Origin of the sequence: Streptococcus oralis subsp. dentisani, from assembly GCF_007475365.1 — a bacterium.
GTDB classification, from domain to species: domain Bacteria; phylum Bacillota; class Bacilli; order Lactobacillales; family Streptococcaceae; genus Streptococcus; species Streptococcus mitis_AX.
Genome location: NZ_CP034442.1, coordinates 1264646 through 1278595, shown reverse-complemented (window position 1 = coordinate 1278595; position 13950 = coordinate 1264646). Strand labels below are relative to the sequence as shown.

Here is a 13950-nt window from a genome sequence, read left to right as displayed (position 1 = left end):
GACAGAGGAGAAACTATGTCACACGATCACAACCATGACCACGAAGAACGTGAATTGATTACACTAGTAGATGAGCAAGGAAATGAAACCTTGTTTGAAATTCTTTTGACCATCGACGGGAAAGAAGAATTTGGCAAGAACTATGTTCTTCTAGTGCCAGTTAATGCAGAAGAAGATGAAAATGGTGAAGTTGAAATCCAAGCTTACTCATTCATCGAAAATGAAGACGGAACAGAAGGCGAATTGCAACCAATCCCAGAAGACTCAGAAGACGAATGGAACATGATCGAAGAAGTCTTCAACAGCTTTATGGAGGAGTAAAAATAAAGATTGTAAGTAAGTCTGGGAGACTGTATCAGCCCAACTCCTGAAAATTAGAAGAGTTGGAACGTCCGGGGGATATTTTTACCCCAGTTCCTTTAACTAAGAGAGAACTGGTAAGTCTGGGGAATATTTTTACCCTTACGCTAAAAATAAAGACCGTAAGTAAGTCCAGTGGACGTTTTTAGCCCTGCGCTAAAATTCATAGTAGCTAGTGATTAGCTAACCAGGTAAGAGGTCGGGATTTTTGTCCCGACCTCGCTTTTTACTTGTAATTATACTTTGTTGTGGTAGTGGAATGTACTTTTGTTAAGGAGATATGCATGTTTGAAGTAGAAGAATGGCTTCATAGTCGGATTGGTTTAAACTTTAGATCTGGACTTGGAAGAATGCAGCGAGCAGTGGATTTGCTGGGGAATCCAGAGAGGGCCTATCCTATTATCCACGTAACAGGGACTAACGGTAAAGGGTCAACTATTGCCTTTATGAGGGAGTTGTTTGCAACTCATGGTAAAAAAGTTGGTACTTTTACCTCTCCTCATATCATCAGTATCCATGATCGAATCTGTATCAATGGGCAACCAATCGCAGAGGAAGACTTTGTCCGTATAGCTAACCAAGTCAAGGAGATGGAGAAAACTCTCTTAGAAACACATGATCAATTGTCTTTCTTTGAGTTGTTGACCTTGATTGCCTTGCTTTACTTTAAAGAGCAGGGAGTGGATCTAGTCCTGCTAGAAGTGGGGATTGGTGGTTTGCTTGATACCACTAATGTCGTAACAGGAGAAATTGCAGTTATTACTTCCATTGGGCTAGATCATCAGGAGACCTTGGGCGATAGTCTGGAGGAAATAGCCGAGCAGAAAGCTGGTATTTTCAAGGCTGGCAAGCAGGCGGTTATTGCCAAGCTTGCTCCAGAAGCTGAGCTTGTCTGTCAAAAAAGAGCAAGAGAGTTAGCTGTTGAACTTTATCAAGCTGGACGAGACTTCATCTTGAATGCGGGGGATTTTTCAAGTAAGCTAGCAAGCCTTTCACAGCTCGAAATCGGTTTGGAAGGTGCTTATCAGCAAGAAAATGCTACCCTGGCTTTAGAAACCTTTCTTCTGTTTATGGCGTCAAGAGAGGAAAAAGTCGATGAACAGCTTGTGAGACAGGCCTTGCAAGAGACCCATTGGGCAGGTCGATTGGAACGGATTCGCCCGCAAATCTACCTAGATGGGGCTCACAATCTTCCAGCCTTAACCCGTTTGGTCGAGTTTATTCAAGAGAAAATCCAACAAGGCTATCAAGTCCGTATCCTTTTTGGTGCCCTTAAACGCAAAGATTATCAAGGGATGTTAGGTTATCTATCTGAGCAGTTGCCTCAGGTGGAACTTAAGGTGACAGGTTTTGACTACCAAGGTTCTTTGGATGAGAAGGATGTGGCGGGTTACGATTTGATTCCTTCCTATGGCGATTTCATCAGCGAATTTGAAGAAAAGGCCAATGATCAGGACTTGCTTTTCGTGACGGGGTCACTCTACTTTATCTCGGAAGTACGAGCGAGTTTGTTAGGAAGCGATGGGACTAGTTGACCTTCTAGGCTTAAGTTGTTATACTGGAGGTAGGAGGTACATCTGGAAACTGTTCCAGCAAAACATTGGCACAAAAGAAAGGAAATCGCTATGAGAACGAAAACATTCACACTTTCTATTGCTTCCCTAGCAATTCTTAGTCTTTTAGCAGCTTGTGGACCTAAGGCGCAAGCCCCTACCCAGCAATCTGCTCAGCAACCATCTACTCAACAAGAATCATCTTCTAGCGCTGCAACAAGTGCCAGCCAACCACAAGCCTCCTCAAGTCAGGACACTACTGTAGCCCAACCTACTAACATCGATGGTACCTATACTGGAAAAGATGAGAATGACCAGATCACTCTTGTTGTAACAGGTAAAACTGGTACATGGACTGAGGTCGAGCCAGATGGAGATAAGGAAATCAAGCAAGTCAGCTTTGAGCCAGAAAATCAACGTGTCATTATCGATGATGATGTCAAAATTTATGCGGTTAATGGTAATCAAATGATTATCGACGATATGGACCGAGAGGCATCTGACCGAGTAGTCCTAACTAAGCAATAATCATTAAGTAAAAGTTCCAATGAGATGAAATCAGCCTTTTTGGAGCTTTTTTGTTTTAAAACGTGACCAGTGCTTCTTTACTGATTTTTTACTTAAAACGCTTACAAATATTTGTAAAGCACCCTATAACATCGTATACTTATAGTAAATAATCAAATAGCGCAAAGGCGCAGGAGGAAAAGCATATGGCTACATTTTACGTTCCATCAGTTAACCTTATCGGTAAAGGTGTTGTAAATGAAGTAGGTCCGTATATCAAGGAACTTGGGTATAAGAAGGCCCTTTTGGTGACAGATAAGTTCATCGAAGGTAGTGATATTTTACCCAAAGTCCTAAAACCCTTAGATGCTGAAGGGATCGAATATGTGATCTTTAGCGATGTGGAGCCAAATCCGACTTGCAAGAACGTCACAGACGGAGTGGCTGCCCTGAAAGAGCATGGATGTGACTTTATCATCAGTCTTGGTGGTGGGTCTCCACAGGATGCGGCTAGTTGTATCTCTATCATCGCTACAAATAGTGGCAAACCACAGGACTACGAAGGACTTCACAAGTCTGCTGAAAAAGGGTTGCCAGTGGTTGCTATCAATACAACAGCTGGAACTTCAGCAGAAATTACCATTAACTATGTCATTACTGATGAAGAACGCAAGGTCAAGATGGTAATGGTTGATAAGAACAGTCTTGCCCTCATCTCTGTCAATGATCCAGAACTCATGCTTTCAAAACCGAAAGGATTGACAGCGGCGACAGGTATGGATGCTCTTACTCACGCTGTCGAAGCCTTAGTAACACCAGGTGCTTATAATGTGACCAAGAAACTCTCTATCGGAGCGATTGAACTCATCAAGGAGTATCTCCCTCGTGCTGTGGCTAATGGCCAAGATATCGAAGCGCGTGAGGCGATGGTTAATGCGATCTTCCTTGGCGGTATGAGTTTTAACAACGCTGGTTTGGGCTACGTTCACTCAATGGCTCACCAACTCGGTGCAGTGTATAACTTACCACATGGTGTCTGCTGTGCCATGCTTCTTCCAGTTGTTGAACGTGAAAATGCCAAACGCGTGCCAGAAGCTTTCCGCAATGTAGCCAAGGCCTTGGGACTCCATGTTGAAGGGAAAACAGACCAAGAATGTGCTGACTATGCTATTGCTGAAATTGAGAAGCTGTCTGAAACCGTTGGTATTCCTAAGAAACTCACTGAACTCGGTATCGAAGAAAAGGACTTTGACTTTGACTACCTTTCTAAGAATGCCTTGATTGATGCATGTGCGCCAGGTAATCCATTTATGCCAACCTTAGAAGAAACTATTGCTCTCTACAAAGAACTTTTCTAGAGATTAACTTAAGAGGAAGCGACGTATTCCCGAAAATATAAATAATATTGGAAAGAACTATCATTTTGGTAGTTCTTTTTAAGTCCCTTAATATCCTAGTTAAAAATATAAAAAGGTAAAAGGTTGCCATCTACCCCTGAACTGAGGTATACTAGTAGAAACATTAGTTTATCAAGCAGTTAAGGAGAATGTTAGAAAAGGAAGGGGATGTATGACGGCTAGAAAAATGCAGCTACTCATGTCCAAGTATGGTTTTAGTATTACCATTATGTTGGCAGAGTTGTTTATCGTCTTTGGTTTATTTCTCTATCTAGGGCAGATGGCTCCAATTATCTGGATTATCCTAGTTATTTTAGTGAGTATGGCGACCATTGTATCGATTGTCAATCGGTCCATGAATCCTGAGAGTAAGGTAACATGGCTGTTAGTAGCCTTTGTGCCAGTATTTGGCCCCTTGCTCTATATCATGTTTGGAGAACGCCGTTTATCTAAAAAAGAAATGAAACAGCTAAAGCAGCTTCAATCAATGGTTGACCGAGAGGACAATAGCAGAGCCCTCCGTTTGGAGTTAAAAGAACAAGATAAGTCGGCTTACGGAGTCATCAAATCCCTCCTCAGTATGGATACGAATGCGGATGTCTATAATCGAACAGATACCCATTTCTTCCCTTCAGGTGAAAGTATGTGGCGCCAGATGTTGGAGGATCTCAAAAAAGCTGAGAAATTTATCTTTCTCGAATACTATATCATCGAAGAAGGCTTGATGTGGGACAGCATTTTGGAGATTTTGGAAGAAAAGGCAGCTCAAGGAGTAGAAGTGAAGCTCCTCTATGATGATATTGGTTGTATGGCAACCTTGCCTGGGGATTATACCATCCAGCTTCGTAGCCGAGGAATTGAAGCCCATAAATTTAACAAGGTGATTCCGCGCTTGACCGTTGCCTATAACAACCGTGACCACCGTAAAATCATGATTATCGATGGGCAGATTGCCTATACAGGTGGTGTTAATCTGGCAGATGAGTATATCAACCATATCGAACGCTTTGGTTATTGGAAAGATAGCGGTATTCGCCTAGATGGATCAGCGGTCAAGGCTTTTACTAGACTCTTTTTATCCACCTGGTATATCAACCGTGGGGAAATTAGTGACTTTGACCAATACCATCTCGAAAATCAACCAAAAGATGGGATGGGGCTCTGTATTCCCTATAGTAGCGGGCCAAAACCCATCTACCGAGCTCAAGTTGGAAAAACGGTCTATCAAAATCTTATCAATCAAGCTACAGATTACGTCTATATCACGACTCCCTATCTGATCACTGACTATGATTTAACAGAAAGTATCAAAAATGCAGCTCTGAGAGGGGTAGATGTGCGAATTGTGACGCCGTGTATCCCAGATAAGAAGGTTATTCAGTTAGTTACTCGGGGAGCCTATCCAGATTTGCTATCTGCGGGAGTTCGCATTTACGAGTACAGTCCCGGATTTCTTCATAGCAAGCAAATGCTTGTTGATGGAGAGGTGGCTACTGTGGGAACCATCAATTTTGATTATCGTAGCTTGCTTCACCACTATGAAAATGGCGTTTTGCTTTATAGAACACAGTCTATCATCGATATTGAGAGGGACTTCGAAGAGATTTTTAAGGTTTCTCAAGAAATTTATCCCCACACAATCAAAACAAGCTGGTATCAAAGCTTAATCAAGGAAATTGTCCAGTTGTTTGCGCCCATGCTCTAACTATCCACCAAGATCTAGCCCAAGGCTGGATCTTTTTTGTCTTTTTGCGAATAGATAAGCAGGAGGATGAAAATGCTAAATCAAAAAGAATATGATTTTATCCTAGAGTTTCAAACAAGCAGTTTACACCGTTTTCGAGAGATTGAACGCTATGCTGAGCTAGATAAGAAGTTAAGGAAATATCAATCCCTAGCTGACATTCCTGTAAGATTTTGATATACTAAAACAGATAAACTTAGAGGAGAAATTGAATGAACGTATATGAGGAAAAAGACGAACAGCTAGAAGAATTTCGATACCAGTATCGGGAACGGCTGGATCAAGAGTCTGAATTTGGACTGGAGCAAGGTAAGAAGAAACGAACTCCGCTTCCATTTTTTAGTATGGCAATTTGGAGTCTGGCTGCTACAGCTGTTTCTGTCATGTTGCCTCTGATCTTTGGTTTGGTGAGTCCTCAACAGATGCAAGATCTTTATACTGGTTGGGCGCTACATCAGAGTGGGCAGATTTACACGGATTATTATGGTTCAAATGGACTGCTTTATTACGTACTAATCTATCTCTCTCAAGGGAATATCCTTTTTGCTTTGGTGGAATGGTTGGCCTTGTTCGGAGCTGGTGTTTTTCTATTTAAATCCGCTGATACCTTGACAGGTCAGGGAGAACAGGCTAGACAGCTTTTGTTGATTTTCTATCTTCTTGTGGGCAGTCTGGGATTTGGCGGTAGCTATGCAGTAGTTGTGGCCTTGCCTTTCCTGTTTTATAGTTTTAGTCTAGTGGCTGACTATCTGGATGATCCAAGTAACGATAAAGGTTTCTTGCGAGTTGGGATGAGTTTAGCCTTAGCTTTCTTCCTATCACCTATTCCCACAGCTTTGTTTGCAGTCATACTTGCCTTGAGTTTGTTTGGATTTAATATTGCCAAGCGTAAATTTGCTCATGGTTTGTATCAATTTTTCGCATCAGCTCTAGGATTTTCTCTCCTTTTTTATCCAATTGGCTACTATACAGTCTTAACAGGAACTTTTGGTGATGCGATTAGCCATACTTTGTATCCAATAGATACGCTTAGTCTATTTTCAAATACCAATCTTATGGAGAATGCTGCTTTCTATGGTTTGCTATCCATCGGTGTTGGGACTTTGACATTGATCTTTTCAGGATTGTTTCAGACCAAGTCAGCTCAGCAATCTGCTGTCTCAATAGGCGCTATTTTAGGATTATTAGTAACTCTTTCTTTGTTAATTCTTTCAAAGGAACCTTTGCATGGCTCACGTTTGGCAGCGATTTTGCCCTTTCTGACATTGTTATTGTTAACCAACATCAAAGAAGGAAGCTCTGATCGTATCAGTCGTAGTAGACGAAGAGTTCGTTCTTCATCACTCTTTGGTCGCTACCTCAAGGGAAATTTCTATCTACCATTAATTGCGATAGTCTCTTTACTTTTCCTACCTGTTTTGAGTCGCTATATTTCGCATCCAAGTACTTATCAGGAACGCGAGCAGCTTGCTAGCTTGGTCAAGCAGCAAACGAGCTCTGAAGATCGTGTCTATGCTTGGGATGATCGTCCAGATTTTTATCGAGCAAGTGAACGCTTGGCACCAAGCTCTCTAGTAACACCGACGCTCTATACTGCAAGCGACGAGAATAAAACGAAACTAGTCAATGACTTGAAAGAAAATCAACCGAAGATGATTTTGGTCAACCAAAAGGTTGCCTTGTGGTCGGATGTAGAGAGCCTACTTAGTGAAAAATACGAGCTTGTTCAGACGGATAGTAAGGAATTCAAGCTTTATAAATCTAAATAACAAATCAATATCTTGTGTATTTTTAAAAATTTTAGAATTTTTAACACAAGATATTGATTTTTCTTTTTAGAGTGGTATAATATCACTTAAGAAGTAAAATAGAAAAGAGCATGGATATGATTGTATTAGAAGAAAAGCTTGCAACCGTTCCCACCTTGTTTGTTGAAAAACGAGATGGTAGACGTGTAGTGTTTGATATAGACAAGATTGACAAAGCTCTCCACAAGGCGGCTGACAAAGTCATGGATGTGACACCCTTGGTCGAAAAACGTCTAAATGGACTGCTTGAGCGTATTGTTGCGGAAATTCACAGTCGTTTCCCTCAAGGTGTCAAGATTTACGAGATTCAGAATATCGTAGAACATGAACTCCTTGAAGCCAAAGAATATGCGCTGGCTGAGGAGTATATCACTTATCGGACACAAAGGGATTTTGAGCGCTCAAAAGCGACAGATATCAACTTTAGCATTCATAAGCTTCTTAATAAAGATCAGGCAGTTGTCAATGAAAATGCCAATAAAGACAGTGATGTCTTTAATACCCAGCGTGATTTGACAGCAGGGATTGTTGGGAAATCAATCGGACTGCAAATGCTTCCTAAGCACGTAGCCAATGCTCACCAAAAAGGAGATATCCACTATCATGATTTGGACTATAGTCCCTACACTCCTATGACCAACTGCTGTTTGATTGATTTTAAAGGCATGTTGGAAAATGGTTTTAAGATTGGAAATGCGGAGGTAGAGAGTCCCAAGTCTATCCAGACTGCGACAGCTCAAATTTCACAAATCATCGCTAACGTCGCTTCTAGCCAGTACGGGGGCTGTTCAGCTGACCGTATTGATGAAGTCTTGGCTCCTTATGCAGAGAAGAATTACCAAAAGCATCTCAAGGATGCAGAAGAATGGGTCTTACCTGAAAAACGGGAAGATTACGCTTGGAAGAAAACGCAAAAGGACATCTACGATGCCATGCAATCTCTCGAGTATGAAATCAATACTCTCTTCACTTCAAATGGACAAACACCTTTTACTTCACTAGGTTTTGGTCTGGGAACCAATCGTTTTGAGCGTGAAATTCAAAAAGCTATCTTGACCATTCGTATCAAGGGCCTTGGTTCAGAACATCGAACAGCCATCTTCCCTAAACTCATCTTTACGCTAAAAAGAGGACTCAATTTAGAGGAAGGTTCACCTAACTACGACATCAAACAGTTGGCTCTTGAGTGTGCAACCAAGCGGATGTATCCAGATGTCTTGTCCTATGATAAGATTATCGAGCTGACAGGTTCTTTCAAGGTTCCTATGGGTTGCCGTTCTTTCCTCCAAGGATGGAAGGATGAGAATGGTGTCGAGGTCAATTCAGGTCGTATGAATCTAGGTGTTGTGACAGTCAATCTGCCTCGTATCGCCCTCGAGTCCGAAGGTGATCTGAACAAGTTCTGGGAAATCTTTAACGAACGGATGAACATCGCAGAAGATGCTCTGGTTTACCGTGTCGAACGAACCAAGGAAGCGACACCAGCAAATGCTCCTATCCTTTATCAGTATGGAGCCTTTGGCCGCCGTCTTGGAAAAGAAGAAAGTGTTGACCAGCTTTTTAAGAATCGTCGAGCGACAGTTTCGTTGGGCTATATCGGTCTGTATGAAGTAGCGACTGTCTTCTTTGGAAATAGCTGGGAAAGCAATCCTGAAGCCAAGGAATTCACACTGGATATTATTCGTGATATGAAACGTCGTGTGGAAGAGTGGTCTGACCAATATGGTTACCATTTCTCTATCTACTCCACACCGTCTGAAAGTCTGACAGACCGCTTCTGTCGCTTGGATACAGAGAAGTTTGGCTCTATTCCTGATATTACGGACAAGGAATACTACACTAACTCTTTCCACTATGATGTTCGTAAAAATCCAACACCGTTTGAGAAACTGGATTTTGAAAAAGTCTATCCAGAAGCAGGTGCGTCAGGTGGCTTTATCCACTATTGTGAGTATCCAGTTCTTCAGCAAAATCCGAAGGCTCTGGAGGCAGTGTGGGACTATGCCTATGACCGTGTCGGCTATCTAGGGACCAATACTCCGATTGATCGCTGCTACAAGTGTGATTTTGAAGGGGATTTTGAACCGACTGAGAGAGGTTTTGCTTGTCCCAACTGTGGCAATAACGACCCAAAAACAGTAGATGTTGTGAAACGAACTTGTGGCTATCTTGGAAACCCTCAAGCGCGTCCAATGGTTAACGGACGCCACAAGGAAATCGCTGCGCGGGTCAAACATATGAATGGCTCAACCATTAAAACGGCAGGACATGAAGTAACAAATTAGAAGGAAATAGAATGGGGAAATACCAATTAGATGATAAGGGACGCGCTCAAGTGACCCGTTATCATGAAAAACATTCGAAAGGTGGAGTAGGAAAAAAAGAACGCTTGCTCAACCTCAGAGAACAGTTTTTAAACAAGAAAAAGAAAAAATAAAAGTGAGAGTCCGCTCTCGCTTTTCTCTTAGCAGGAGGTAAGGATGGAACTACGCAGACCGACATTGGCAGATAAAGAAACAGTTTTAGAGATGATGGCAGAGTTTGAACAGACTCAATCACCCCACGATGGTGGGTTTTGGAACGCCAACAATTTTGTTTATGAAGAGTGGCTAGAAGAAAATCTTCAAGCGGAAGCGGGACTCAATATTCCTGAAAACTGGGTTCCTGCTATCCAGCTGGTTAGTTTTGACATAGCAGGCCAGGCTCTTGGCTTTCTCAACCTTCGTCTCCGGTTAAATGACTACTTACTAGAAAATGGGGGCCATATTGGCTACTCCGTCCGCCCCTCTGAAAGAGGTAAGGGTTATGCGAAAGAATCCCTCCGACAAGGTCTACAAGTTGCTAAGGGGAAGAATATTAAACGAGCTCTGGTAACTTGTAGCACAGAAAATCCAGCAAGCCGAGCTGTTATCTTAGCTAATGGTGGGGAGTTGGAGGATGTTCGAAACGGAACGGAGCGCTATTGGATAGACTTGGAGTAGACAGCATGACATGGAATACACCAAAACCAGGTGAATGGAAAAGCGAGGAGCTTAGTAAAGGGCGAATTATTGACTACAAAGCCTTTAACTTTGTAGATGGAGAAGGCGTGCGCAACTCTCTCTATGTCGCAGGCTGTATGTTCCACTGTGAAGGGTGCTATAATGTTGCGACTTGGTCTTTCAATGCAGGCATTCCTTATACAGCAGAGTTAGAAGAACAGATTATGGAAGATCTTGCCCAACCCTATGTTCAAGGCTTGACTTTGCTGGGAGGAGAACCTTTTCTAAATACTGGGATTCTCTTGCCTCTCGTTAAACGCATTCGTAAGGAATTGCCAGATAAAGACATCTGGTCTTGGACAGGTTATACTTGGGAAGAGATGATGCTGGAGACTCCAGACAAACTGGAACTCTTGTCGCTGATTGACATCCTTGTCGATGGTCGTTATGACAAAAGCAAGCGCAATCTCATGCTCCAGTTCCGAGGATCCTCTAATCAACGAATTATCGATGTGCAAAAATCTCTCAAAAGTGGTCAAGTAGTGATTTGGGACAAGCTCAATGACGGAAAAGAAAGCTATGAACAGGTGAAGAGAGAATGAAGAAAAAAGACTTAATAGACCAACTGGTCTCAGAGATCGAAACTGGAAAAGTCAAAACACTGGGGATCTACGGTCACGGAGCGTCAGGGAAATCAACCTTTGCTCAAGAATTGTTTCAAGCCCTAGATGCTGAAAAAGTAAATCTACTAGAAACAGACCCCTATATCACCTCAGAACGTCATCTGGTAGTGCCAAAGCAAGCACCAAATCAAAAAGTGACAGCTTGTCTACCAGTGGCGCATGAACTGGCGAGTTTGGAGAGAGATATTCTCGCCTTAAAGGCTGGCATGGACATCTTGACGATTGATGAACCTTGGAAGCCAAGCGAAGTCTTATCTGGTTCAAAACCAATACTGATAGTCGAAGGGATGTCTGTGGGTTTTCTACCCAAGGAACTCTTTGATAAAACCATCTGTTTCTACACGGACGAAGAAACGGAATTAAAGAGGCGCCTAGCTCGAGATACGACTATGAGAAATCGCGATGCTTCCTTTATATTAGCTAGCCATCAGATGAGACGGGAGCAATATCTGCGTTACTATAGAGAAACCGAGTCTGAAGCAGATATCTTAGTGGATCAATCAGAAGATAAGTTTGAAGTCAACATGACTCGTCTAATATAGAAGAAAAGATTGAATTTTAAGATCGTAAATCAGTAGTCATAAGGAGATGAAAAAGGAAAACAGTTTCATCCTAAAAAAACGAAAAAAAGCTCACAAATCCCTTGCAATCGCAGGGGCTTTGTGTTATTCTATTATGGTGCTGTAAATTACAGCCTTAGCTTTGATGCAAGAGGTTGCGACACGCTCGGTTGCATTGCCACGCAACGCGCGTCGGTTTTCTTGTGGAGCTAGCCTATTATCTTAAATAGACGAAAAGGAGAAAAAGATGGCAAACAAAAAAATCCGTATCCGTTTGAAAGCTTACGAACACCGTACGCTTGACACAGCGGCTGCAAAAATCGTAGAATCAGCTACTCGTACAGGTGCACAAGTTGCGGGTCCAATCCCACTTCCAACTGAGCGTAGCCTCTACACAATCATTCGTGCGACTCACAAATATAAAGACTCTCGCGAACAATTTGAAATGCGTACACACAAACGTTTGATCGATATCGTTAACCCAACTCAAAAAACCGTTGATGCGTTGATGAAATTGGATCTTCCAAGTGGTGTAAACGTAGAAATCAAACTTTAATCTAAAATATAAAAGAGCAGAGGCTGGTGTTTCAATTTAATTGAACACGGGCTAAACTCGGTGTGAAAAAGATAAACTTCCTAGTGTCTGTTAGACACTGCGTCAGTTTCCTATTTTCACTTTGAGTTTGACGCCCTTTGTATCTTAGACTTGAGCATAAAAAACGCTCGTTAAAAACTTTTTGAATAAAAAATATAGAAAAGGAACTATTTTCTCATGACAAAAGGAATCTTAGGGAAAAAAGTGGGAATGACTCAAATCTTCACTGAAGCTGGCGAATTGATCCCTGTAACAGTTATTGAAGCAACTCCAAACGTTGTTCTTCAAGTTAAAACTGTTGAAACAGACGGATACAACGCTATCCAAGTTGGTTTCGATGACAAACGCGAAGTATTGAGCAACAAACCTGCTAAAGGACATGTAGCGAAAGCTAACACGGCTCCTAAGCGCTTCATTCGTGAATTCAAAAACGTTGAAGGCTTGGAAGTTGGTACTGAAATCACAGTTGAAACATTCGCAGCTGGAGACGTTGTTGACGTAACTGGTACTTCTAAAGGTAAAGGTTTCCAAGGTGTTATCAAACGCCACGGACAATCACGTGGACCAATGGCTCACGGTTCTCGTTACCACCGTCGTCCAGGTTCTATGGGACCTGTTGCACCTAACCGCGTATTCAAAGGTAAAAACCTTGCAGGACGTATGGGTGGCGACCGCGTAACAATTCAAAACCTTGAAGTTGTACAAGTTGTTCCAGAAAAGAACGTTATCCTTATCAAAGGTAACGTACCAGGTGCTAAGAAATCTCTTATCACTATCAAATCAGCAGTTAAAGCTGGTAAATAATAAAGAAAGGGGAAATCAGTCACAATGGCAAACGTAACATTATTTGACCAAACTGGTAAAGAAGCTGGCCAAGTTGTTCTTAACGATGCAGTATTTGGTATTGAACCAAATGAATCAGTTGTGTTTGATGTGATCATCAGCCAACGCGCAAGCCTTCGTCAAGGAACACACGCTGTTAAAAACCGCTCTGCAGTATCAGGTGGTGGACGCAAACCATGGCGTCAAAAAGGAACTGGACGTGCTCGTCAAGGTTCTATCCGCTCACCACAATGGCGTGGTGGTGGTGTTGTCTTCGGACCAACTCCACGTTCATACGGCTACAAACTTCCACAAAAAGTTCGTCGCCTAGCTCTTAAATCAGTTTACTCTGAAAAAGTTGCTGAAAACAAATTCGTAGCTGTAGACGCTCTTTCATTTACAGCTCCAAAAACTGCTGAATTTGCAAAAGTTCTTGCAGCATTGAGCATCGATTCAAAAGTTCTTGTTATCCTTGAAGAAGGAAATGAATTCGCAGCTCTTTCAGCTCGTAACCTTCCAAATGTGAAAGTTGCAACTGCTACAACTGCAAGTGTTCTTGACATCGCAAATAGCGACAAACTTCTTGTCACACAAGCAGCTATCTCTAAAATCGAGGAGGTTCTTGCATAATGAATTTGTATGATGTTATCAAAAAACCTGTCATCACTGAAAGCTCAATGGCTCAACTTGAAGCAGGAAAATATGTATTTGAAGTTGACACTCGTGCACACAAACTTTTGATCAAGCAAGCTGTTGAAGCTGCTTTCGAAGGTGTTAAAGTTGCCAACGTTAACACAATCAACGTAAAACCAAAAGCAAAACGTGTTGGACGTTACACTGGTTTTACTAACAAAACTAAAAAAGCTATCATCACACTTACAGCTGATTCAAAAGCAATCGAGTTGTTCGCTGCTGAAGCTGAATAATCTAAGGAGGAAAT

Annotated in this window: 16 protein-coding genes; all 16 read left to right on the top strand. The window is 42.0% G+C overall.

The window, feature by feature from the left end; genetic code table 11:
- Positions 1 to 15 precede the first annotated feature (15 nt).
- The 16 genes from EJF26_RS06450 to EJF26_RS06380 all read left to right on the top strand — a co-directional run bounded on the left by EJF26_RS06450 (position 16) and on the right by EJF26_RS06380 (position 13936).
- Entirely contained in the window at positions 16 to 321 is a 306-nt protein-coding gene (locus EJF26_RS06450; RefSeq protein WP_000017624.1) for a DUF1292 domain-containing protein, read from the top strand.
- Positions 322 to 644: 323 nt separating this feature from the next.
- Complete coding sequence (locus EJF26_RS06445; RefSeq protein ID WP_000464349.1) at positions 645 to 1895, top strand: bifunctional folylpolyglutamate synthase/dihydrofolate synthase; 1251 nt, start codon at positions 645 to 647, stop codon at positions 1893 to 1895.
- A 90-nt stretch (positions 1896 to 1985) separates the two neighbouring features.
- Positions 1986 to 2441, top strand: a complete 456-nt coding sequence (locus EJF26_RS06440) for an SP_0198 family lipoprotein (RefSeq protein WP_001259379.1) — start codon at positions 1986 to 1988, stop codon at positions 2439 to 2441.
- 185 nt (positions 2442 to 2626) lie between these two features.
- Positions 2627 to 3778, top strand: a complete 1152-nt coding sequence (locus tag EJF26_RS06435; protein ID WP_000190432.1) for an iron-containing alcohol dehydrogenase — start codon at positions 2627 to 2629, stop codon at positions 3776 to 3778.
- Between the two features lie 211 nt (positions 3779 to 3989).
- Positions 3990 to 5522, top strand: a complete 1533-nt coding sequence (cls, locus tag EJF26_RS06430) for a cardiolipin synthase (RefSeq protein WP_000126972.1) — start codon at positions 3990 to 3992, stop codon at positions 5520 to 5522.
- Positions 5523 to 5594: 72 nt separating this feature from the next.
- Positions 5595 to 5738 carry a hypothetical protein gene (locus EJF26_RS09840; protein WP_000934190.1) on the top strand — a complete coding sequence of 48 codons (144 nt, stop codon included), beginning with the start codon at positions 5595 to 5597 and terminating at the stop codon, positions 5736 to 5738.
- 35 nt (positions 5739 to 5773) lie between these two features.
- Complete coding sequence (locus EJF26_RS06425) at positions 5774 to 7330, top strand: hypothetical protein (RefSeq protein WP_001103703.1); 1557 nt, start codon at positions 5774 to 5776, stop codon at positions 7328 to 7330.
- Positions 7331 to 7446: 116 nt separating this feature from the next.
- Entirely contained in the window at positions 7447 to 9654 is a 2208-nt protein-coding gene (gene nrdD, locus EJF26_RS06420) for an anaerobic ribonucleoside-triphosphate reductase (RefSeq protein WP_004246697.1), read from the top strand.
- Positions 9655 to 9665: 11 nt separating this feature from the next.
- Positions 9666 to 9806: a hypothetical protein gene (locus EJF26_RS06415; RefSeq protein ID WP_000521628.1), complete on the top strand. Its 141-nt coding sequence runs from the start codon at positions 9666 to 9668 to the stop codon at positions 9804 to 9806.
- A 43-nt stretch (positions 9807 to 9849) separates the two neighbouring features.
- Positions 9850 to 10350, top strand: coding sequence for a GNAT family N-acetyltransferase (locus tag EJF26_RS06410; RefSeq protein WP_000423434.1), 501 nt, complete (start codon positions 9850 to 9852; stop codon positions 10348 to 10350).
- 5 nt (positions 10351 to 10355) lie between these two features.
- A complete protein-coding gene (gene nrdG, locus EJF26_RS06405; RefSeq protein ID WP_000220155.1) occupies positions 10356 to 10952 on the top strand; it encodes an anaerobic ribonucleoside-triphosphate reductase activating protein in 597 nt (198 codons plus the stop codon).
- Positions 10949 to 11575: a uridine kinase family protein gene (locus tag EJF26_RS06400; RefSeq protein WP_000725965.1), complete on the top strand. Its 627-nt coding sequence runs from the start codon at positions 10949 to 10951 to the stop codon at positions 11573 to 11575. Before nrdG ends, EJF26_RS06400 begins: the two co-directional genes overlap by 4 nt.
- Before the next feature lie 265 nt (positions 11576 to 11840).
- Positions 11841 to 12149 carry a 30S ribosomal protein S10 gene (gene rpsJ, locus EJF26_RS06395; RefSeq protein WP_001284513.1) on the top strand — a complete coding sequence of 103 codons (309 nt, stop codon included), beginning with the start codon at positions 11841 to 11843 and terminating at the stop codon, positions 12147 to 12149.
- Positions 12150 to 12365: 216 nt separating this feature from the next.
- A complete protein-coding gene (rplC, locus tag EJF26_RS06390; RefSeq protein ID WP_000160200.1) occupies positions 12366 to 12992 on the top strand; it encodes a 50S ribosomal protein L3 in 627 nt (208 codons plus the stop codon).
- A gap of 24 nt (positions 12993 to 13016) precedes the next feature.
- Positions 13017 to 13640 carry a 50S ribosomal protein L4 gene (gene rplD, locus EJF26_RS06385; protein WP_000024537.1) on the top strand — a complete coding sequence of 208 codons (624 nt, stop codon included), beginning with the start codon at positions 13017 to 13019 and terminating at the stop codon, positions 13638 to 13640.
- A complete protein-coding gene (locus tag EJF26_RS06380; RefSeq protein ID WP_001055347.1) occupies positions 13640 to 13936 on the top strand; it encodes a 50S ribosomal protein L23 in 297 nt (98 codons plus the stop codon). Before rplD ends, EJF26_RS06380 begins: the two co-directional genes overlap by 1 nt.
- Positions 13937 to 13950 lie beyond the last annotated feature (14 nt).